Raw genomic sequence first — 19,267 nt, 5'->3', positions numbered from 1 at the left:
GGCTTGGCAGGCGGGCGGCGAGCATCGATTTGCCCGCGCCGGGCGGCCCGACCAGCAAGACGTGGTGTCCGCCGGCCGCGGCAACTTCAAGTGCGCGGCGCGCGCCGCGCTGGCCGATCACGTCGGCCATGTCAGGAACGGCGGCGGGCGCGGTCTCGCTGAGGTCGGGCGCCGCGACAGGGTAAAGCCTGGCGTCGGGCGCGCCGGCCAGATGTGCGCACAGCGACGGCAGATCGGTGGCGCCATAGACATCGACACCCGGCACGAGCGCTGCCTCGGCCGCGCTTGCCGCGGGCAGATAGAGCTGCGGGGTAGATTGAGCGGACGTCTCGGACGTCGCCGGTTCGGCTGAAGTAATACGAGTAGACGCAGAATCAGACATGCCGCCCGAGCCGCCGTGAGAAGCACCGCTGCGGGCCGTTCCGCAGGCCATCGCGAAAGCCCCGCGCATCGGCCGCAGCGCGCCGGTCAGTGACAGTTCGCCGGCGAATTCACGATGCAGGAGGGACTCGGCAGGAATTTGCCCGCTCGCCGCCAGGATGCCTAAAGCGATCGGCAGATCGAAGCGGCCGGACTCCTTCGGCAAATCGGCAGGCGCGAGATTGACGGTGATGCGCCGCACGGGGAAATCGAAGCTGCAGTTCTGTAGCGCCGCGCGCACGCGCTCGCGGCTTTCGCGCACTTCCAGATCCGGAAGGCCGACGATCGAAAAAGAGGGTAATCCGTTGGCGAGGTGGACCTCGACGGTTACTTCGGGCGCGCGGCCAGAGGCCGGCGCGCGACTGCGCACCACGGCAAGCGACATGTTTTCTCCCGTCGGACCGCGCGCAGATGGCGCGCGCGAGTCCCCTAAAACGCTGATGACGTCACGGCTCGCTTGCCAGTGATGTGCAGCACTACGCAGCTAAAGCGCTGCGAGCAAAGCTTCAGGGCGTTTGCGTTGTGACCGGCAGCTTCTGTTCGAGCTCGGCGACGCGGCGCTCCAGCTCCTCGAGGCGCGCGCGGGTGCGCACCAGCACCTGGGTCTGCGTATCGAATTCCTCACGCGTGACCAGGTCGAGCTTGGAAAAGCCCTGCGACAGCATGGCTTTCACGTTGCGTTCGACATCTTTGGCCGGCGAGTTCTTGAACAGCTCGCTCATGCGGGCCTGAAAATCGTTAAAGACATCGTTCGGTTGTTTCATGGTGTTCCCCTTAATGCACAAAAAATGTGCATGTTTCATTGCGCCTGTGCTTTGTCGCGTCGAATGGTCCGTCTTGGTGCATGGCTTGTTGCCTGCCGCTGCCGCATGAGCCCGTTTGGTGCGCGCTCAAACGTTAAATGCCTTCGAACACTCTAGCAACGATTCATACGCCGCGCCACCGTGCCCCGCCAACGTTGGCCATCCGGCCAGGGCGGCTTGCGCCCCTTCTGCAGCATGCCCCGGACGAAGTCTGACACAACATGGCATGCGAGTTGCTGTTACTGCCCCGCGCGCACTGCCGGGTGCTTTTTACCGGCAGCGGAACGAGACCACGCGAACGGGTTACAGGGTACGCAAACAGGGTTACGCAACGGGTTACGCAACTTAGCGAGGGATTTCATGAAACTCATTACCGCAATCATCAAGCCGTTCAAGCTCGATGAGGCGCGCGAAGCCTTGTCGGCCATCGGCGTCTCAGGCATCACGGTGACGGAAGTCAAAGGCTTCGGTCGTCAGAAGGGCCATACGGAACTGTATCGGGGCGCTGAATACGTCGTCGATTTCCTGCCGAAGGTGAAGATCGAGGCCGCTGTCTCGGACGACATCGTCGACCAGGCGATCGAGGCGCTCGAACGCGCGGCACGCACCGGCAAGATCGGCGACGGCAAGATTTTTGTCACGCCGATCGAGCAAGTGATTCGGATTCGCACCGGGGAGACCGGCGCGGACGCTCTGTAACACCAAAAGATAGCGACACAGATAGCGACAAGAGGAAACGAAGATGCGCAAATTATTGATGTCCATGCTGATGGCCGGTTCGCTGCTCGCGGGCGGTATCGGCGCCGCCCTCGCGGACGACGCTTCCGCCCCCGCAGCCGCCTCGGCGCCTGCTTCCGATACGACGGCGAGCGCGCCGGCGCCTGACGCTTCGGCAGCGCCTGCTGCCGCCGCGGCTTCGGCGCCGGCCGCTGATGCGTCCGCCGCACCGGCTGCCAGCGCCGCCGCAGCCGCGCCGGCAGCATCGGACGCCGCGCCTGCCGCCCCGACCGCGCCGTTCTCGGTCGATTCGTCGAAGATCAATTCGGGCGACACCGCCTGGATGCTGACCTCCACCGCGCTCGTGCTGTTCATGACGATCCCGGGTCTGGCGCTGTTCTACGGCGGTATGGTCCGCAAGAAGAGCGTGCTCGCGATCCTGATGCAAAGCTTCGCGATCACCTGCCTCGTGTCGATCATCTGGGTCGTGGTGGGCTATAGCCTTGCCTTCACGCCGGGTGGTTCGTTCATCGGCGGCTTCTCGCGCTTCTTCATGGCGGGTATGAACTACATCAAGGGCGACAAGGCCACGACGCTGACCGTCAGCCACCTCGCGCCGACGATCCCGGAAACGGTCTACGTCGTCTATCAGATGACGTTCGCGATCATTACGCCGGCACTGATCACGGGCGCGTTTGCTGACCGTATGAAGTTCTCGGCAATGCTGGTGTTCATGACGCTGTGGTCGATCATCGTCTACTCGCCGATCGCGCACATGGTCTGGGAACCGAGCGGCTGGCTGGCTGCCGCGGGCATCCTCGACTTCGCGGGCGGCACGGTGGTGCACATCAACGCCGGTATCGCGGCGCTGGTCTGCGCGCTGGTGCTCGGCAAGCGTGTCGGTTACGGCAAGGAAGCGATGGCGCCGCACAACCTGACGCTCACGCTGATCGGTGGCGCCATGCTGTGGGTAGGCTGGTTCGGCTTCAACGCGGGTTCGGCAGTGGCGGCAGACGGCCGTGCCGGTTTCGCGATGTTCGCAACGCAAGTGGCAACCGCAGCAGCAGCACTCGCATGGATGTTCGCCGAATGGGCAACCAAGGGTAAGCCGTCGGTACTCGGTATCGTGTCGGGTGCCGTGGCAGGTCTGGTGGCGATTACGCCGGCTTCGGGCTTCGTCGGTATGGCGGGTTCGCTGGTGATCGGCATCGCGGCAGGCGTGATCTGCTTCTGGTCGGCAACGTGGCTCAAGCACAAGCTCGGTTACGACGACTCGCTCGACGCGTTCGGCGTGCACTGCATCGGCGGTATCGTGGGTGCGCTGCTGACCGGTGTGTTCGCGGTCAAGGACATCGGCGGCGCGGACGGCAGCGTCATCCTGCAAGCCAAGGGCGTGCTGACGACGCTGATCTACAGCGGCGTGGTGAGCTACATCCTGCTGAAGGTGATCGACATGGTGATGGGCCTGCGCGTGACGGAAGAAGAGGAACGCGAAGGTCTGGACGTGAGCCTGCACGGCGAACACGTCGAATAAGGACTTCTCCAAGGAAGGTCGAGCTCTCTCCAGGGCTCGACGGAGCAGAATCAAGCGCAGCGACTTTGGCCCGCCTTTATGGCGGGCTTTTTTCTGGCCGCGCATCTTGTGAGCAGTAGTTTTCCGCGCCTATCATGGCGATAGCGAGAATGCATCCGCATCGGCTTGCGAATGGAGAAAGCGTCCCCAAATGGACAAAGCATTTGCTCTACAATCTTTTTTCTCCAGTCTGCGAGTGATCAATGGTTCCGCACCTAGTTACGGCGTTAAACGGCCCGCTGCTCGACCTCGAGCGGAAGATCCTCGACGCTACCCCCGCCATCGAACGCTGGTTCCGGCTCGAATGGCAGGAGCACACGCCGCCGTTCTACTGTTCAGTCGACCTGCGTAACGCGGGGTTCAAGCTCGCGCCGGTCGACACCAATCTGTTTCCCGGCGCATTCAACAATCTGCCGCAGGAAGTGCTGCCGCTCGCTGTGCAGGCCGCGATGGCGTCGATCGAAAAGATCTGCCCGGACGCGAAGAACCTGCTGGTGATCCCCGAGCGCCATACGCGCAACGCGTTTTATCTGGAGAATGTCGCCCGTCTGGCCGCGATCATGCGCCAGGCCGGCTTGAACGTGCGTTTCGGCACGCTCGACGAAAGCATCGTCGGGCCGGTCACGATCGCGCTGTCCGACGGCCAGAAGCTCGTGCTCGAACCGCTCGAGCGCACGCCGCGGCGCCTCGGCTTGAAGAACTTCGACCCGTGCTCGATTCTGCTGAACAATGACCTGTCGGGCGGCATTCCGCCCGTGCTGGAAAATCTGCACGAGCAGTACCTGCTGCCGCCGCTGCATGCCGGCTGGGCGGTTCGCCGTAAATCGACGCACTTCTCCTGTTATGACGACGTCGCGAAGAAGTTCGCGAAGATGGTCGAGATCGATCCGTGGATGATCAATCCGTACTTCGCGCATGTCGAAGGGGTCGATTTCCAGGAACGCACCGGTGAAGAAGCGCTGACGGATGCGATCGACGGCGTGCTCAAGAAGATCGCCAGGAAGTATCGCGAGTACGGCATTTCCGAGAAACCGTATGTCGTCATCAAGTCGGATGCGGGCACGTATGGCATGGGCGTGATGACCGTGCACGACGCCTCGGAAGTGGCCGCGCTCACCAAGCGCGAACGCGCCAGGATGGCTGCCACCAAAGACGGCCTCGAAGTGCATGACGTGATCGTGCAGGAAGGGGTGTACACCTTCGAGCGGATCGGCGAAGAAGTCGCCGAGCCGGTCGTGTACATGATCGACCGTTACGTGGTGGGCGGCTTCTACCGCGTGCACGGCAGCCGCGAGCGCGATCAGAATCTGAACGCGCCCGGCATGCACTTCGTGCCGCTTGGCTTCGAGCATACGGCCCTGCCGGATGCCCACGCCAAGCCCGGCGCGGCGGTGCCGAACCGCTTCTATATGTACGGCGTGGTGGCGCGGCTCGGGTTGCTGGCCGCATCGGTCGAACTGGAAAAGACCGATCCGGAAGCGATTCAGGTTTAAGCCTCGCGAGGTGGTCGATGGCGGCATGCGTGCCGCCATCGTCATTTTCAGCGACTATATTGACGATCAATGCCAAGCCCTAAGGGCGCACCGGAATCCTCATGGACATTCTTTTCATTGCCGATCCGCTCACGCAGTTCAAGATCTACAAAGATTCCACCTACGCGATGATGGCAGAAGCCGCGCGCCGCGGTCACACGCTCTACACATGCGAGCCGAAGCATCTGGCGTGGACCGGCGGCGACGTCGAGGCGAACGTGCAGCGCTTTGCGATTACCGGCGACGTGACCGACCTGCATCGCGACACGTGGTACGCCGCTGAAGCGGCCACGCCAAAATCGCTGAAGAGTTTCAGCGCGGTCGTGATGCGCAAAGACCCGCCGTTCGACATGGAATACGTGACGTCGACGTGGCTGCTGGAAATGGCCGAACGCGGCGGCGCGCGCATTTTCAACAAGCCGCAGGCAATTCGCGATCATTCGGAAAAGCTGGCGATCGGCGAGTTCGCGCAGTTCGTCGCGCCGACTTTGGTGACGCGCGACGCAGCCCGTTTGCGCGCCTTCCATGAAGAACACGGTGACGTGATCCTCAAGCCGCTCGACGGCATGGGCGGCATGGGTGTGTTCCGCGTGAAGGCCGATGGCATGAATCTCGGCTCGATCATCGAGATGCTGAGCCACGACGGCGCGCGCTCGGTGATGGCGCAAAAGTTCATCCCCGAGATCAAGGAGGGCGACAAGCGCATTCTCCTGATCGGCGGCGAAGCGGTGCCGTTTTCGCTCGCGCGGATTCCTCAGGGTAATGAAGTGCGCGGCAACCTCGCCGCGGGTGGACTGGGCGTGGCGCGTCCGCTTACCGATCACGACCGCAAGATCGCCGACACGCTCGCGCCGGTGCTCGCCGCGCGTGGTCTGCTGCTGGTCGGGTTGGATGCGATCGGCGACTGGCTCACCGAGGTGAATGTGACGAGCCCAACGTGTTTCCGCGAGATCATGGATCAGACCGGCTTCGACGTCGCCGCGATGTTCATCGACGCATTGGAGCGCGCGACCGCTTGAGGCGCAGCCCTTGAATGGCCGCCAAGGCCCCCAAACTGTGTAGTAAATCCGCATCAAGCGAAACACCGGCTTTGGCGTGAAAATGAGCCTGATACAATGCCCGCTCTTCCGCGCCAAGCGAGTGGAAGGCGCCTGTCAGGCGCCACTGGCATGGACTGCGGACTGTGAACGAGCTGTTTCCCGCCTGCGCCGTAGCGATATCAGGCACGGCGGGCCGCTCGTCAGGTGATGCGTTCCGGCCCTCACGACCCACGGCCAGTCGAGGGCGCTTACGAACCGGGCTTCGTCCCGGTCCACGGTTCGGGGCCGTTCTTTTGCAGCAAGGCTGACATGGCAGGCATTCTGATCATTGCGCACGCTCCGTTCGCCACCGCGTTGCGCGATTGTATTTCGCACATCTACGGTGGCTTGCCGGCTCGCATCGGCGTGATCGATGTATCGCCGGATTGCGATCCCGCACAGCAGGTCGCGTTCGCGCATTCGGAAATCGAGCGGCTCAAGGAAGAAAACGGCGCACTCGTGCTCACCGACATGTTCGGCGCCACGCCGGCGAATATCGCCGGGCGGCTCGCTTCGGTGCCGAACGTCCGTGTGCTGTGTGGCGTCAATTTGCCGATGCTGGTGCGCGCGGTCTGTTATCGCGCGACGCCGCTCGACACGCTGGTCGACAAAGCGCTCGCCGGTGCCACCAAGGGCGTGCACGCAATCGGGCCCGCCACGCCGGCGCCGGTTGCGCCGCCTGCGGGGTCCAGTGACTGTTTGCCCGCTTTGCCGCCAGAGGCCGCTGCCGCTGACTGTTTGCCCGCGTTGCCGGCTGAGGCCGACCTGACGCAGAAAGCCGGCTCGACCGGGTTGTAAGCGGATCTCACGGCTTTAAACGATTGCGATTGGGTCGCGCCCGATCGCAGCCGGTTTGCAGTTTCACCTTTCACTACAACACTTACCCGCGCTTCGGACCATCACATGCTGCAACAGGAAACGACTATTGTGAACAAGCTGGGGCTGCACGCGCGCGCGTCGGCCAAGTTGACGCAACTCGCGGGCAACTACCAGGCGGAAATCTGGATGAGCCGCAATGGCCGCCGTATCAATGCCAAGAGCATCATGGGTGTGATGATGCTGGCCGCGGGTATAGGCAGCACGGTGCTGATCGAAACGGAAGGCACCGACGAAAAAGAAGCCATGGACGCATTGTTGAAACTGATTGCTGATAAATTCGGCGAAGGTCAGTGAATTCGCGCGTTATCGTTGCCTGAAGCAAAATGCCGCGACTGTCCGCGGCATTTTTTTTAGCGCGAGACAATCGCAGCTTGAGAGGCGCCTGCCCGCGGCGCGCAGGGGTTCGCGTTGCCGGAGCGCAAGCTCGTCGAAGGCGCAGTGTTGTGGTCGGTTACGGTATTTCGTGCTGCGCTGCACACAGACCTAACGTATCGACAACGGGCGCGGAATTTATAATGGCCAACAGAGTCTGAGAGCATTGCAGCGGTTTGCCGCGGCATCACACAACTAGAGGAGGTGCGCGTGTCCTTCACGCTGCATGGAATTCCCGTGTCACGCGGTATCGCCATCGGGCGGGCCTATCTGATCGCCCCGGCTGCACTTGACGTAGACCACTATTTGATCGAACCCGCCCAGATCGAGGGCGAGATCGAGCGCTTTCGCGTGGCCCAGCAACATGTGCATTACGAACTCGACACGTTGCGCGCCGATCTCGCGGCAGACGCGCCGAGCGAAATGGGTGCGTTCATCAACGTTCATTCAATGATCCTGAACGATGCAATGCTCGTGCAGGAAACCATCGACCTGATCCGTACGCGCCGTTACAACGTGGAGTGGGCGCTGACCGAACAGCTCGAGCGCCTGTCGCGCCATTTCGACGATATCGAAGACGAATACCTGCGCGAGCGCAAAGCCGACATCGAACAGGTGGTGGAGCGCGTGCTGAAGGCGCTTGCCGGTGCTTCGGTGGCGCTGCTAGACAGCGTGCACGGTACCTGCGACGAGATGATTGTGGTCGCGCACGACATCGCGCCGGCCGACATGATGCAGTTCAAAACGCAAACGTTTCAGGGTTTCGTCACCGATCTCGGCGGACGGACTTCACATACGGCGATTGTCGCGCGCAGCCTCGGCATTCCGGCCGCGGTCGGCGTGCAGCATGCGAGTCAGTTGATCCGGCAAGACGACCTGATCATTGTCGACGGTGATCACGGCATCGTGATCGTCGATCCCGCACCGATCGTGCTGGAAGAATACTCGTACCGTCAGAGCGAAAAAGCGTTGGAGCAGCGCAAGCTGCAACGGCTGAAGTTTTCGCCCACGCAAACGCTCTGCGGCACACGCATCGAACTGTGCGCGAACATTGAGTTGCCGGAGGACGCGCGCGCCGCGGTCGATTCGGGTGCAACCGGGGTGGGCCTGTTCCGCACCGAGTTCCTGTTCATGAATCACAAGCACCACTTGCCGGAAGAGGAAGAGCAGTTTGCTGCCTACCGTCGCGCCGTCGAGTTGATGAACGGCTTGCCGGTGACGATCCGTACGATCGACGTCGGCGCCGATAAGCCGCTCGATTCGATGAGTGGCGGCGGCGACGGCTACGAAACCGCACCGAACCCCGCCTTGGGGCTCAGAGCGATTCGCTGGAGCCTCTCGGAACCGCAGATGTTCCTGACGCAACTGCGCGCGATTCTCCGTGCATCGGCGTTCGGCAAGGTGAAGATTCTGATTCCGATGCTGGCGCACGCGCAGGAGATCGATCAGACGCTCGATCTGATTCGCGAGGCCAAGCGGCAACTGGACGATGCCGGTATCGCCTACGATCCGAACGTGCAGGTCGGCGCGATGATCGAGATTCCGGCCGCCGCGATTGCGTTGCCGCTGTTTCTCAAGCGGCTGGATTTCCTGTCGATCGGCACGAACGATCTGATCCAGTACACGCTGGCGATCGATCGCGCGGATAACTCGGTCGCGCATCTGTACGATCCTCTGCATCCGGCGGTGCTGCATCTGATCGCCTTCACGCTGCGCGAGGCGAAGCGGGCGGGGGTGCCGGTGTCGGTGTGCGGCGAGATGGCGGGCGACCCGGCGTTGACGCGTCTGTTGCTCGGTATGGGCCTCACCGAGTTCTCGATGCACCCGAGCCAGTTGCTGGTGGTCAAGCAGGAAGTCCTGCGCTCGCATCTGAAGACGCTCGAGAAGCCGGTGGCCGACGTGCTGGCTTCGTTCGAACCGGAAGAGGTGCAGGCGGCGCTGAAGCGCGTGGTGTTGGCTTGAAACTGACAACCCGGATTGGTGGGTTCAAATGAAAAACGCCGCACATGTGTGCGGCGTTTTTCATTTGGCGTCTTGCTTGCGTGGGCTCACGGCTGATGCTGTTGCCCACATACCGGGCAATCCGGCTGACGCGCAATGCGCATCGTGTTCCATTCCATACGCAGCGAATCGAGCATCGTGAGACGGCCCACCAGCGGCGTGCCGATCTCGCCGATCACTTTCAGTGCTTCAGCCGCTTGCATCGAACCGATGATGCCGACCGTGGGCGCGAATACGCCCATGGTCGAGCACGCGACTTCCTCGAACGGTTGGTCCTCCGGGAACACGCACGCATAGCAGGGCGACGCTGCGTCCCGGAAATCGAAGGTGCTGATCTGGCCGTCGAAACGCAAGGCCGCGCCTGAGACCAGCGGCACACCATGCTTCACGCAGGCGCGGTTGATCGCGTGGCGCGTCGCGAAGTTATCCGTGCAATCGAGCACGACAGCGGCGTGCGGCACCTCGCGATCGAGCCATGCATCGTCGACCCGTTCGGCCACCGCGTTCACCACCACCTCAGGATTGATCTGGGCGATCGCGTCGCGCCCGGACTCCACCTTTTTGCGCCCGACCGACGCCGTCACATGCAAAATCTGCCGCTGCAGATTGGTCAGGTCGACCGTATCCGCATCGACCAGCGTCAGACGGCCGACGCCTGCCGCCGCCAGATACATCGCTGCCGGCGAACCCAGGCCGCCCGCGCCGACGATGATCGCGTGCGCGTCGATAAAGCGCTGCTGCGCCTCGATGCCGATTTCGTCGACGAGGATGTGGCGGGAATAGCGGAGGAGTTGATCGTCATTCATGGCGGGGCGCGTGGAGTGTCGCGCAATGAGATGCAGGACCGGTGGCCTGCCATGCGCGGTTTCGTTATTTTAATCGCGCGGGGGAGCGGGTGTTCGTGCTGGTGCCGGGTATTACAGCTGTACTGCTCCGTGTCTTCGCAGCACGTCCGGCTGCGAAGACACGTTGGATTTGCTGCTTAGTTGCTTTGTGTAGCAGGCGCCGAGGCCGGGACCGATGCGCCGGGTACCGGTTGCGTCGGCTTCACCGCGACCGGCGCGGAGGCCGATGCTGCCGGCTTGTTCTGCGCGAGACGCCGCTCGGTCAGCGACTTCGATTCCTGCACCGGCTTGCCTTCCAGCTTGTTCAATGCCTGCGTCAGCATGAAGTCGTCGGTCGAACCGAACTCGACCGGCTTGCGCTCACGATCCTTCTGACGCTGTTCCGGCGTCTTCTTGTCGTTCTGCTCTTCAAGCTGGCGCAACTGGTCCATGCGTTCCTGTTCGCGCTGATCCGCTTCCTTCTTCTCGTTCGGATCCTGCGTGTTCGCAAGGTGGTTCGAGTAGTCGACTTCGCGAGTAACCAGTGCGTCGTCCGGATCGCCTTCTGCGTATTGATCGACCGCGATGTCAGGACGGATGCCCTTATTCTGGATCGAACGGCCGCTCGGCGTGTAGTAGTACGCCGTGGTCAGACGCAGTGCCGTTTCAGCTGTCATCGGACGGACGGTTTGCACCGAACCCTTGCCGAAGGTGGTCTTGCCGACGATCAGCGCACGATGCTGATCCTGCAGCGCGCCCGCGACGATCTCCGAAGCCGACGCCGAATAGGCGTTGGTCAGCACGATCATCGGCACAGTCTTGAAGATCGGCGCTTCGTCTTTCAGCGGATCGCTGTCGAACGATTGCAGGCGGTAGTTATCGTACGTGTCGCGATAGACCTGCTTCGAATCCGGAATCTGGCCGTTGGTGGACACCACCACCGAATTCGACGGCAGGAACGCGCCGGCAACACCGACCGCGCTTTGCAGCAGACCGCCGCCGTTATTGCGCAGGTCGAGCACGAGACCCTTCAGGTTCGGCTGTTGACGGGCGATGTCTTGCAGTTTCGCAGCCAGATCAGGCGTGGTGCGTTCCTGGAAGCTGGTAATGCGGACATACGCGTAGCCCGGCGCCAGAATCTTCATCTTGACCGACTGGACCTTGATGATCGCGCGCGTGACCGTGAGCGGGAACGTCCGGTCGTCGGTCTTGCGGAAGATGGTCAGCGTGACCTTGGTGCCCGGGTCGCCGCGCATCTGCTTGACCGCCTGGTCGAGCGTCATGCCGCGCACCGGCTTGTCATTGATGCGGGTGATCAGGTCGCCCGGACGGATGCCGGCGCGGAACGCGGGCGTGTCTTCAATCGGCGAGATCACCTTGATCAGGCCGTCTTCCGACGAAATTTCGATGCCGAGACCCGCGAAGCGACCCTTGGTCTGCTCCTGCAGTTCTTCGTAATCGGTCTTGTCGAGATACGACGAGTGCGGGTCGAGGCTCGACACCATGCCCTTGATCGCGGCGGTGAGGAGCTTTTTATCGTCCACCGGTTCGACGTACTCATGCTTGATTTGCCCGAACACTTCGGCAAAGAGCCGGAGTTGGTCCAGCGGCAACGGTGCAACGGCGCTCGAGGCGGCGCCGGCGGGTTGCTGGGCCGAGGCGGAGAGTTGCAGGGTGGCAAATGCGCCGGTAGCAAGGCCCGCGGCAATCAGGCCGATATTTTTCAGGTTCTTTCGCATAGAGTCTGTTGCGGTCGGGAGCGCGTGGCAGCGTCGATAGAGATGGGGACGGACAAGTATAACTGCACACCCGCCCGGTCAGGGCGCAGCGCAGGCAATCGTGATTCGACAGCGCGGGCGGGCCCTGGTTCGTGAGTCGGAGGTCGCGAAGCCGAAGTAATGTGCGGTAACGGCAAGATGGCAGTGGGATGGCGCAATTGACAGCCGGCGGGACGCGTACGCCGGCAGGTCTTGCCGGTGGGGTGGCCCGTTTGCCGGGCCCCCGCTGCAGATTTCCACTACAGGCGGGGGGCGGCGGCCGGCGGCCCCGGTTTAGCCCGCCTTGCCTTGCTTGGCCACAGCGGCCTGCGCCTTCGCAATCGCGTCCTGGTCGCCCAGATAGTAGTGCTTGATCGGTTTCAGGTTTTCGTCGAGTTCATAGACGAGCGGCACGCCATTCGGGATATTCAGGCCGACGATGTCGTCGTCCGAAATGTTGTCCAGGTACTTCACCATGGCGCGGATCGAGTTGCCGTGCGCGGCGATCACAATCTTGCGGCCTGACTTGATGGCCGGCGCAATCGACTCGTTCCACAACGGCAAAACGCGTGCGACGGTGTCTTTCAGGCACTCCGTGAGCGGCAATTGCTCGCGCGGCACCTTGGCGTAGCGCGGATCGTTGTAGGGCGCGCGTTCGTCCGACGGATCGAGCGCCGGCGGCGGCGTGTCGTAGCTGCGGCGCCAGACCAGCACCTGTTCGTCGCCGAACTTGGCGGCGGTTTCCGCCTTGTTCAGGCCCGACAGCGCGCCGTAGTGGCGCTCGTTCAGGCGCCACGAATGCACGACCGGCAGATACATCAGGTCCATCTGGTCCTGTACGTGCCACAGGGTGCGGATCGCGCGCTTTAGCACCGACGTGTAGGCGATATCGAACGAATAGCCCGATTCCTTCAGCAGCACGCCCGCTTGCTGCGCTTCACGATTGCCCTGTTCGGTGAGGTCGACGTCGACCCAACCCGTGAAGCGGTTTTCCTTGTTCCACGTCGATTCGCCGTGGCGGATGAGAACGAGTTTGTACATGAGATTGCCGGTCGGTAGTAAGGAAGCGGTAAAGCGTTGCGAGGGTCCTCTGGAGGAGCGCCGCCATCGCGTCAGACGGTTATTTTATAATGGCTCGATTGCCCTTTTCGATTTCTCTCTTTTTCGGCGGATTTTCCGTGAAGTTTTTCACTGATTACACAAACCTTGTACTGATCGCAATCGTCCTCATCTCCGGTGGGTTGCTGCTGTGGCCGACGATCAGCCGGCGTGGCCGCGGCGGCCTGTCGGCCGCTGAAGCCACCCAACTGATCAACCGGCGCAATGCGGCGGTCATCGATCTGCGTCCGTCCGCCGACTTTGCCAAGGGCCATCTGCCCGCGGCACGGCACCTTGAATTTGCAGAGTTGCAGGCGAAAGTCGCGCAACTCGTGAAGAACAAGAGCAACCCGGTGCTGCTGGTGTGCCAGACCGGCCAGCAGTCGAACAAGGCAGCGCGTATCGTGCAGGATGCGGGATACGCCGAAGTCCATGTTCTTGAAGGCGGTGTCGACGCCTGGCAGAAAGCCGGTATGCCGGTTGTGAAACAAGGAGCAGCCAAGTGAACAAAGTCATCATGTACAGCACCCAGGTGTGCCCGTATTGCCAGATGGCCGAACGTCTTTTAAAGTCGCGCGGCGTCGAGCACGTTGAAAAGGTACTGATCGACAAGGACCCGGCCCGTCGTGAAGAAATGATGACCCGGACCGGTCGCCGCACAGTGCCGCAGGTGTTCATCGGCGAGACGCATGTCGGCGGGTACGATGACCTGTCCGCGCTCGATCGCGCGGGCGGTTTGATGCCTCTGCTCGAACCTGCCTGAACGAAGCTGCCTGACGCATGCGCCGGCCGGCGCGTGAGTCAGGCGGGTGAAATACAAGTCGGTGCGTGCTGGCCCTTCAAGGACAACTTCGAGGGCCGGCGATGCGCCGCAACGATCTGGCGGCCCGAGGAGCCATGGGCCGCCGCCACGCATACCTATCAGGGAATCACTCAATCATGTCCGACGAGAATAACCAGCCGTTCTTCAACATCCAGCGCATCTACCTGAAGGACATGTCGCTCGAGCAGCCGAATTCGCCGGGCATCTTCCTCGAGCAGGAAATGCCGTCGGTCGAAGTCGAAGTCGACGTGAAGGCCGAGCGCCTCGCCGACACCGTGTTCGAAATCCTCGTGACGGGCACGGTCACGGCCAAGGTGTCGGACAAGGTTGCGTTCCTGATCGAAGCCAAGCAAGCCGGCATTTTCGACATCCGCAACATTCCGGCTGAGCAGATCGATCCGCTGGTCGGCATTGCCTGCCCGACGATCCTGTTCCCGTACCTGCGCTCGAACATCGCCGACGCGATCACCCGCGCAGGCTTCCCGCCGATCCACCTCGCCGAGATCAACTTCCAGGCGCTGTACGAGCAACGTCTCGCGCAAATGGGCGGCCAGGAAGGCGCGGCGCAAAACGGCGTCACGCATTAACGCGTTCGTTCGGTGCCGGCTATGAAGGTTGCTGTCCTCGGCGCCGGTGCATGGGGCACAGCCCTCGCCGGCCATCTGGCCGCACGGCACGACACGGTGCTGTGGGCGCGTGAACCCGCGCTCATCGCCGATCTCTCCGCTTCGCACGAAAACGCCCGCTATCTGGCGGGCGTTGCGTTGCCACCGTCCCTTCGCTATGAAGCCGATCTGAACGCAGCGCTCGACCACGCGCTCGCCGACGACGCGTTATGCGTCGTGGCGACGCCCGTCGCCGGTCTGCGGGGTCTGTTCCGGGCGATGCACGACGCGGGCAAAGTGCCGGCGCATGTGGTGTGGCTGTGCAAAGGTTTCGAAGCCGACTCGCAGTTGTTGCCGCATCAGGTGGTCGCGGCTGAACTGCCGGGGCATGGCAGTAACGGTGTGCTGTCGGGCCCCAGTTTCGCGCGCGAAGTCGGGCAGGGCTTGCCGGTCGCGTTGACGATCGCGAGTACGTCATCGACATGCCGCGAGCGCACGGTTGCTGCGTTCCATCATGGCGCCATGCGCATCTATACCGGCGACGATATCGTCGGCGTGGAAGTGGGCGGCGCGGTGAAGAACGTGCTGGCGATTGCCACGGGTATTGCCGATGGCCTCGGCCTCGGTCTGAATGCGCGCGCGGCGTTGATTACGCGTGGTCTCGCTGAAATGTCGCGCCTCGGCGTGACGCTCGGCGGGCGGGCGGAGACGTTCACCGGTTTGACAGGGCTGGGCGATCTGATCCTGACCGCCACGGGCGATCTTTCGCGCAATCGCACGGTCGGCGTGCAACTCGCCGCGGGCCGTACGCTCGACGATATCCTCGGCGGCCTCGGCCATGTGGCCGAAGGCGTGCGTTGTGCGCAAGCTGTGTTGGCAATCGCTCGCGCTCATGCGATCGAGATGCCGATCACGCAGGCGGTCTGTGCTGTGCTGTTCGACGGCGTAGCGCCCCGCGACGCCGTCAGCGCCTTGCTGCGGCGCGATTCGAAAGCAGAATAAGTCTTGTCTTTCAGCCGTTTAGCGCGAAAAGCGCTGAACGGCTGCCCACCATCGCTGTCCACGTTTTATCGACGCTTCGGACCAGCGAGGTTCTCATGCCCAGTTTTAACAATTGCACGCTAGAAGCGCGCGTGGTCGACATCACGACACTCGCCGTGGATGCGATCGTCAATGCCGCGAATACTTCGTTGCTAGGCGGGGGCGGTGTGGACGGCGCGATTCACCGCGCGGCCGGCAAGGAATTGCTGCGTGAGTGCGAAACGCTCGGCGGCTGCGCGACCGGCGATGCGAAAATCACCCGTGGTTACCAGTTACCGGCCAAACATGTGATCCATGCGGTCGGCCCGGTCTGGCAGGGCGGTGCGCGCGGCGAGGCGGACCTGCTTGCCTCGTGCTATCAGCGCTCGCTCGAAGTGGCGCATCAGGCGCATTGCAGGAGTATTGCGTTCCCCGCAATTAGTTGCGGTATCTACCATTTTCCCGCCAACGAAGCCGTGCAAATTGCTGTCGGCACCGTGCTCGAAAGCTTGTCGCGCAAGCCGGGCATAGAACATGTGGTGTTCGCCTGCTTCGACGGCGCGATGCTTGCGCGCTACGAAGCCGAATTGGAACGGCGTCAGGCGCCGCCGTCGAAGCCGGTCTGACGCCACGCTTCGAACACGACCACGGCGACCGTATTCGACAGATTCAGGCTGCGGTTGCCTGGCCGCATCGGCAGACGTACGCGTTGTTCATTGGCGAATTGATCGAGCACGGTGTCAGGCAGGCCGCGCGTTTCGGCGCCGAACACGAACCAGTCGCCGGATTGAAACGCATGCTCGTGAAACCGGCCCGAGCCACGGGTGGTGAAGGCGAACATCCGAGCCGGATCGGGTGCTTCCTTGGCGACGAACGCTGCCCAATCGGCATGTACGTTCATCTGCGCATACTCGTGATAGTCGAGACCGGCGCGGCGCAACTTGGCGTCGTCGAGTGGAAAGCCGAGCGGCTCGATCAGATGCAGTCGCGCGCCGGTGTTGGCGCACAGGCGGATGACATTGCCGGTGTTCGGCGGGATTTCGGGTTCGACGAGAACGACATTGAACATGATGGCTTCAGGTAGAGACTAGTTTTTTGGTGTACGCAGCGCGACGAAGTTGGTGACGCGCCGCGCACCGGCCGCTTTGAGCGTGCGCGCCAGCGCTTCGAGTGTCGCGCCGGTCGTCATGACATCGTCGACGATGCCGACATGCAGACCTTGCACCGGTTTGACGACTTTGAATGCTCGGCCCACGTTCAACCGGCGCGCGTCCAGGTCGAGCCGCGATTGTGGTGCGGTGTGGATCACACGATGCAGCAAGGTGGCGTCGCTGCGCACATTCAGCGCGCGGGCCAAGGGCCTCGCAATCTGCCAGGCCTGGTTGTAGCCGCGCTCAGTAAGACGTTTGTTGGCCAGCGGCACGGGCGCGAGCACATCGGGTTTTTCAGCCGCGTCCACCCATGAGTCCCCCGCGAGGCGCGCAAGGCGTTGCGCAAACTCGCGCGCCAGCATTAGCCGGGCGCGGAATTTCAGCCCGAGCGCCAAGGCGTCGAGCGGCTGGCGGTAATCGGCAAGAGCGAAGGTTGCCTCGAACGGCGGCGGCTCGCCGATGCAATCCGCACAGCGATATCGCGCGTGGCTCGCCCAGCGCGCTCCGGACAAAGGGACCGCGCACACCGTGCAGCGCAACCTGGCTTCGTTCCAATACGCCTCGTCACAACCGGCACACAGCGTCTTATGCGACAAATTGCCGCATAGTGCGCACAGGTTCGGCAACGCAGCGTGCATCACATGCGGCCACGCCGAATATAAGCCGCGCGTGAAGCGTGCAAAAAGTGCGTTCGAGCCGCCGGGAGACGAGGAATTTTTTCGGAGTGGCATGATTGGACCGCCCGCAAAGGCCTTTCACGCTGAATGGACGGAAGCGAACGAGTATACTTCGTGCTCTACGCCAGTACGACACCCATGCCCCCAACTACGTCTCAATCTGGCCGTCCGGCCTATGATTCCCGGCGCCTCCGGCAGATTTTCGACCGCCGTGCGGCGACCTTCGACCAGGTCGCGTTCCTGCCGCGCGAAATCGCGCAGCGCATGCGCGAACGCCTCGACTACATCAAGGTTACGCCGTCGAGCGTGCTCGACGCCGGTTGCGGTGCGGGCGAAGACATCCCCGCATTGCGCGAACGCTTCCCCGAGGCGCCGGTGTTCGGCACCGACATGTCGCACGGAATGCTCAGTCGCGCGCTGCGTCACGATTCCGGCGACACAAGCTGGCGGCGCTTTCTGCCGGCCACGCTCGGCAAGGCGCTCGGCGCCCGCGGTCCGCGTTTTGCGCAGGCCGACTTCTCGGCGCTGCCGTTCGCGGCCGGCGCCTTCGAATTCATCTGGTCCAATCTCGCTCTCCACTGGCACTCGCGGCCCGATCTCGTGTTTCCCGAGTGGCAACGCGTGCTGAAAGTGAACGGCCTGCTGATGTTCAGCACGCTCGGCCCCGATTCGCTGAAGGAATTACGCGGCGCCTACGCCGAGGTCGAGGCCGCGCATGGCGTTGCTTCGCGCAAGCATGTGATCGACTTTGTCGACATGCATGACCTCGGGGACATGCTGGTCGAAAGCGGCTTCGAGATTCCGGTGATGGACCAGGAAACACTCACCATTACATATAAGTCGCCCGAGTCGCTGCTCGCGGATGTGCGTCGCTGGGGCGCCTATCCGTTCGAGCGCGAGGCTACCGCGAACGCCGTCGCGCGTAGGCTGCACAAGGCTTTGCTGGCAGCGCTCGAGGCCCGCCGGCGCGCCGACGGCACGATCGCGCTGACCTTCGAAGTGATCTACGGCCACGCCTGGAAAGCCGTGCCGCGCACCACGGCCGAAGGGCATGGGATCGTGCGGCTCGAGGATATCGGACGAGGCTCGTCGAGGAATCGGTGAGGAATCAACGAAGCGGTAAAGAGGACATCTGTTATGTCTGAAATTACCGCTTCAAAAGACGCGTGAAAGCTGCGTCAAAACGGCGCGGAGGCTTGTCGCACCGGGCTTGTGGGCCGATTGAGGCTTGCTTGTGGATGCCATGGATCGCGCCTATAATGCGTCAGTTTGTCGCCCGGAGTTCCCACATTTGGGGCGGCAGGCCCGAGGCATAGGGCTGCAACATGAAGTGGCGCGGCGGTAATCAAGTGGCTGGATTCTGCGGTCGCGAGCAATGGCCGCAGGCGGTGATGGGTGACGGTCGGCGGGAGGCAGCGATGGAAGCATCAGATCTGCTGGCGGATTCAGAACCGGTTCTCAAAGACTGGACGATGAAGCGCAACTGTTCGATATCGCCGCGGCAGTTCGTATGTTTCTACGTGTCGCTTGCGTTGTTCTCGTTGGCAATTGCTTTCATGCTGGTTCTGGTCGGCGCCTGGCTGGTGTTGCCGTTCACCGGTATTGAATTGCTGGCGGTGGGCATCGCGTTTGCCATATATGCGCGTCATGCTGTCGATTACGAGTGCGTCCGGCTGTTTCCGAACCGGCTCGTGATCGAGCAGGTCAGCGCCGAGCGGCTCACGCAGTTCGAATTCAATCCGCGCTGGGTGCGGATCGAACCGGGCGCAACGCCGCGTGACCAGATCAAACTGGTCTCGCGCGGACAGACGATCATGATCGGGCAACATCTCGCGCAGTATCGGCGCGCGCAGTTCGCAGGCGAATTGCGTATGTGGCTCACGCGTTGTTAGACGCGTTGAGACGCGCGGCGTTCACGGGGAGCGCGAGACAGCCT

The 19,267-nt window shown here is 62.6% G+C and carries 21 protein-coding genes; 14 read left to right on the top strand and 7 right to left on the bottom strand.

Annotated features, from left to right (window positions below; translation table 11 throughout):
• Both FSO04_RS28045 and FSO04_RS28040 read right to left on the bottom strand, forming a co-directional pair.
• On the bottom strand, positions 1 to 805 hold an 805-nt coding region (locus FSO04_RS28045; protein ID WP_166618261.1), incomplete at its 3' end, for a magnesium chelatase domain-containing protein.
• A gap of 121 nt (positions 806 to 926) precedes the next feature.
• Positions 927 to 1,184 (bottom strand): accessory factor UbiK family protein, encoded by a 258-nt coding sequence (locus tag FSO04_RS28040; RefSeq protein WP_154564624.1) that lies wholly within the window; start codon positions 1,182 to 1,184, stop codon positions 927 to 929.
• Positions 1,185 to 1,583: 399 nt separating this feature from the next.
• Between FSO04_RS28040 and FSO04_RS28035 the strand changes: the two genes are divergently transcribed.
• The 7 genes from FSO04_RS28035 to ptsP all read left to right on the top strand — a co-directional run bounded on the left by FSO04_RS28035 (position 1,584) and on the right by ptsP (position 9,337).
• Positions 1,584 to 1,922 (top strand): P-II family nitrogen regulator, encoded by a 339-nt coding sequence (locus tag FSO04_RS28035; RefSeq protein ID WP_006048089.1) that lies wholly within the window; start codon positions 1,584 to 1,586, stop codon positions 1,920 to 1,922.
• A 43-nt stretch (positions 1,923 to 1,965) separates the two neighbouring features.
• Entirely contained in the window at positions 1,966 to 3,474 is a 1,509-nt protein-coding gene (locus FSO04_RS28030; RefSeq protein WP_154564622.1) for an ammonium transporter, read from the top strand.
• A gap of 242 nt (positions 3,475 to 3,716) precedes the next feature.
• Positions 3,717 to 5,006: a glutamate--cysteine ligase gene (gene gshA / locus FSO04_RS28025; RefSeq protein ID WP_154564620.1), complete on the top strand. Its 1,290-nt coding sequence runs from the start codon at positions 3,717 to 3,719 to the stop codon at positions 5,004 to 5,006.
• Between the two features lie 101 nt (positions 5,007 to 5,107).
• Positions 5,108 to 6,064, top strand: coding sequence for a glutathione synthase (gene gshB / locus FSO04_RS28020; protein WP_154564618.1), 957 nt, complete (start codon positions 5,108 to 5,110; stop codon positions 6,062 to 6,064).
• A 330-nt stretch (positions 6,065 to 6,394) separates the two neighbouring features.
• Positions 6,395 to 6,922, top strand: a complete 528-nt coding sequence (locus FSO04_RS28015) for a PTS sugar transporter subunit IIA (RefSeq protein WP_154564616.1) — start codon at positions 6,395 to 6,397, stop codon at positions 6,920 to 6,922.
• Positions 6,923 to 7,027: 105 nt separating this feature from the next.
• A complete protein-coding gene (locus tag FSO04_RS28010) occupies positions 7,028 to 7,297 on the top strand; it encodes an HPr family phosphocarrier protein (RefSeq protein ID WP_054035732.1) in 270 nt (89 codons plus the stop codon).
• 288 nt (positions 7,298 to 7,585) lie between these two features.
• Positions 7,586 to 9,337 carry a phosphoenolpyruvate--protein phosphotransferase gene (gene ptsP, locus FSO04_RS28005; protein ID WP_168435872.1) on the top strand — a complete coding sequence of 584 codons (1,752 nt, stop codon included), beginning with the start codon at positions 7,586 to 7,588 and terminating at the stop codon, positions 9,335 to 9,337.
• An 86-nt stretch (positions 9,338 to 9,423) separates the two neighbouring features.
• Here ptsP and FSO04_RS28000 read toward each other — a convergent pair whose 3' ends face one another.
• From FSO04_RS28000 to gpmA, 3 genes are all read right to left on the bottom strand, one after another.
• A complete protein-coding gene (locus FSO04_RS28000; protein WP_154564614.1) occupies positions 9,424 to 10,182 on the bottom strand; it encodes a HesA/MoeB/ThiF family protein in 759 nt (252 codons plus the stop codon).
• 176 nt (positions 10,183 to 10,358) lie between these two features.
• Positions 10,359 to 11,939, bottom strand: a complete 1,581-nt coding sequence (locus FSO04_RS27995) for a S41 family peptidase (RefSeq protein WP_154564611.1) — start codon at positions 11,937 to 11,939, stop codon at positions 10,359 to 10,361.
• 312 nt (positions 11,940 to 12,251) lie between these two features.
• On the bottom strand, positions 12,252 to 12,998 hold the full coding sequence (gene gpmA / locus FSO04_RS27990; protein WP_154564609.1) for a 2,3-diphosphoglycerate-dependent phosphoglycerate mutase: 747 nt from the start codon (positions 12,996 to 12,998) through the stop codon (positions 12,252 to 12,254).
• A gap of 137 nt (positions 12,999 to 13,135) precedes the next feature.
• Here gpmA and FSO04_RS27985 point away from each other — a divergent pair, with 137 nt between their 5' ends.
• The 5 genes from FSO04_RS27985 (at position 13,136) to FSO04_RS27965 (ending at position 16,129) form a co-directional block, all read left to right on the top strand.
• Positions 13,136 to 13,561: a rhodanese-like domain-containing protein gene (locus FSO04_RS27985; protein WP_054035864.1), complete on the top strand. Its 426-nt coding sequence runs from the start codon at positions 13,136 to 13,138 to the stop codon at positions 13,559 to 13,561.
• Positions 13,558 to 13,818 carry a glutaredoxin 3 gene (gene grxC / locus FSO04_RS27980; protein ID WP_054035740.1) on the top strand — a complete coding sequence of 87 codons (261 nt, stop codon included), beginning with the start codon at positions 13,558 to 13,560 and terminating at the stop codon, positions 13,816 to 13,818. Before FSO04_RS27985 ends, grxC begins: the two co-directional genes overlap by 4 nt.
• A 176-nt stretch (positions 13,819 to 13,994) precedes the next feature.
• Positions 13,995 to 14,465, top strand: coding sequence for a protein-export chaperone SecB (secB, locus tag FSO04_RS27975; RefSeq protein ID WP_054035743.1), 471 nt, complete (start codon positions 13,995 to 13,997; stop codon positions 14,463 to 14,465).
• Between the two features lie 21 nt (positions 14,466 to 14,486).
• On the top strand, positions 14,487 to 15,485 hold the full coding sequence (locus tag FSO04_RS27970; RefSeq protein ID WP_154564605.1) for an NAD(P)H-dependent glycerol-3-phosphate dehydrogenase: 999 nt from the start codon (positions 14,487 to 14,489) through the stop codon (positions 15,483 to 15,485).
• Between the two features lie 95 nt (positions 15,486 to 15,580).
• Positions 15,581 to 16,129 carry an O-acetyl-ADP-ribose deacetylase gene (locus FSO04_RS27965; protein ID WP_154564603.1) on the top strand — a complete coding sequence of 183 codons (549 nt, stop codon included), beginning with the start codon at positions 15,581 to 15,583 and terminating at the stop codon, positions 16,127 to 16,129.
• On the opposite strand, the gene trmL is transcribed toward FSO04_RS27965, so the two are convergent.
• Positions 16,102 to 16,572 carry a tRNA (uridine(34)/cytosine(34)/5-carboxymethylaminomethyluridine(34)-2'-O)-methyltransferase TrmL gene (trmL, locus tag FSO04_RS27960; protein WP_154564601.1) on the bottom strand — a complete coding sequence of 157 codons (471 nt, stop codon included), beginning with the start codon at positions 16,570 to 16,572 and terminating at the stop codon, positions 16,102 to 16,104. The genes FSO04_RS27965 and trmL overlap by 28 nt on opposite strands.
• Before the next feature lie 18 nt (positions 16,573 to 16,590).
• The gene (locus FSO04_RS27955) at positions 16,591 to 17,385 is read right to left on the bottom strand and encodes a ComF family protein (RefSeq protein ID WP_154564599.1); all 795 of its coding nucleotides are present in this window, start codon (positions 17,383 to 17,385) and stop codon (positions 16,591 to 16,593) included.
• An 84-nt stretch (positions 17,386 to 17,469) separates the two neighbouring features.
• Between FSO04_RS27955 and FSO04_RS27950 the strand changes: the two genes are divergently transcribed.
• Positions 17,470 to 18,435 carry a methyltransferase domain-containing protein gene (locus FSO04_RS27950; protein WP_154564597.1) on the top strand — a complete coding sequence of 322 codons (966 nt, stop codon included), beginning with the start codon at positions 17,470 to 17,472 and terminating at the stop codon, positions 18,433 to 18,435.
• 314 nt (positions 18,436 to 18,749) lie between these two features.
• Positions 18,750 to 19,223: a DUF2244 domain-containing protein gene (locus FSO04_RS27945; protein WP_154564595.1), complete on the top strand. Its 474-nt coding sequence runs from the start codon at positions 18,750 to 18,752 to the stop codon at positions 19,221 to 19,223.
• Positions 19,224 to 19,267 lie beyond the last annotated feature (44 nt).

The sequence above is a fragment of the Paraburkholderia madseniana genome, from assembly GCF_009690905.1.
In the GTDB taxonomy this organism is placed as follows: Bacteria; Pseudomonadota; Gammaproteobacteria; order Burkholderiales; family Burkholderiaceae; genus Paraburkholderia; species Paraburkholderia madseniana.
Note: the sequence above shows the minus strand (reverse complement) of the source record. Positions and strands in the feature narration are given on the sequence as shown.

What these genes read in the sequence shown, in the direction of transcription:
- FSO04_RS28040 (WP_154564624.1), bottom strand. Translation starts at nt 1,184, where the DNA reads ATGAAACAACCGAACGATGTCTTTAACGATTTTCAGGCCCGCATGAGC.
- FSO04_RS28035 (WP_006048089.1), top strand. Translation starts at nt 1,584, where the DNA reads ATGAAACTCATTACCGCAATCATCAAGCCGTTCAAGCTCGATGAGGCG.
- FSO04_RS28030 (WP_154564622.1), top strand. Translation starts at nt 1,966, where the DNA reads ATGCGCAAATTATTGATGTCCATGCTGATGGCCGGTTCGCTGCTCGCG.
- gshA (WP_154564620.1), top strand. Translation starts at nt 3,717, where the DNA reads ATGGTTCCGCACCTAGTTACGGCGTTAAACGGCCCGCTGCTCGACCTC.
- gshB (WP_154564618.1), top strand. Translation starts at nt 5,108, where the DNA reads ATGGACATTCTTTTCATTGCCGATCCGCTCACGCAGTTCAAGATCTAC.
- FSO04_RS28015 (WP_154564616.1), top strand. Translation starts at nt 6,395, where the DNA reads ATGGCAGGCATTCTGATCATTGCGCACGCTCCGTTCGCCACCGCGTTG.
- FSO04_RS28010 (WP_054035732.1), top strand. Translation starts at nt 7,028, where the DNA reads ATGCTGCAACAGGAAACGACTATTGTGAACAAGCTGGGGCTGCACGCG.
- FSO04_RS28000 (WP_154564614.1), bottom strand. Translation starts at nt 10,182, where the DNA reads ATGAATGACGATCAACTCCTCCGCTATTCCCGCCACATCCTCGTCGAC.
- FSO04_RS27995 (WP_154564611.1), bottom strand. Translation starts at nt 11,939, where the DNA reads ATGCGAAAGAACCTGAAAAATATCGGCCTGATTGCCGCGGGCCTTGCT.
- gpmA (WP_154564609.1), bottom strand. Translation starts at nt 12,998, where the DNA reads ATGTACAAACTCGTTCTCATCCGCCACGGCGAATCGACGTGGAACAAG.
- secB (WP_054035743.1), top strand. Translation starts at nt 13,995, where the DNA reads ATGTCCGACGAGAATAACCAGCCGTTCTTCAACATCCAGCGCATCTAC.
- FSO04_RS27970 (WP_154564605.1), top strand. Translation starts at nt 14,487, where the DNA reads ATGAAGGTTGCTGTCCTCGGCGCCGGTGCATGGGGCACAGCCCTCGCC.
- FSO04_RS27965 (WP_154564603.1), top strand. Translation starts at nt 15,581, where the DNA reads ATGCCCAGTTTTAACAATTGCACGCTAGAAGCGCGCGTGGTCGACATC.
- trmL (WP_154564601.1), bottom strand. Translation starts at nt 16,572, where the DNA reads ATGTTCAATGTCGTTCTCGTCGAACCCGAAATCCCGCCGAACACCGGC.
- FSO04_RS27955 (WP_154564599.1), bottom strand. Translation starts at nt 17,385, where the DNA reads ATGCCACTCCGAAAAAATTCCTCGTCTCCCGGCGGCTCGAACGCACTT.
- FSO04_RS27950 (WP_154564597.1), top strand. Translation starts at nt 17,470, where the DNA reads ATGCCCCCAACTACGTCTCAATCTGGCCGTCCGGCCTATGATTCCCGG.
- FSO04_RS27945 (WP_154564595.1), top strand. Translation starts at nt 18,750, where the DNA reads ATGGAAGCATCAGATCTGCTGGCGGATTCAGAACCGGTTCTCAAAGAC.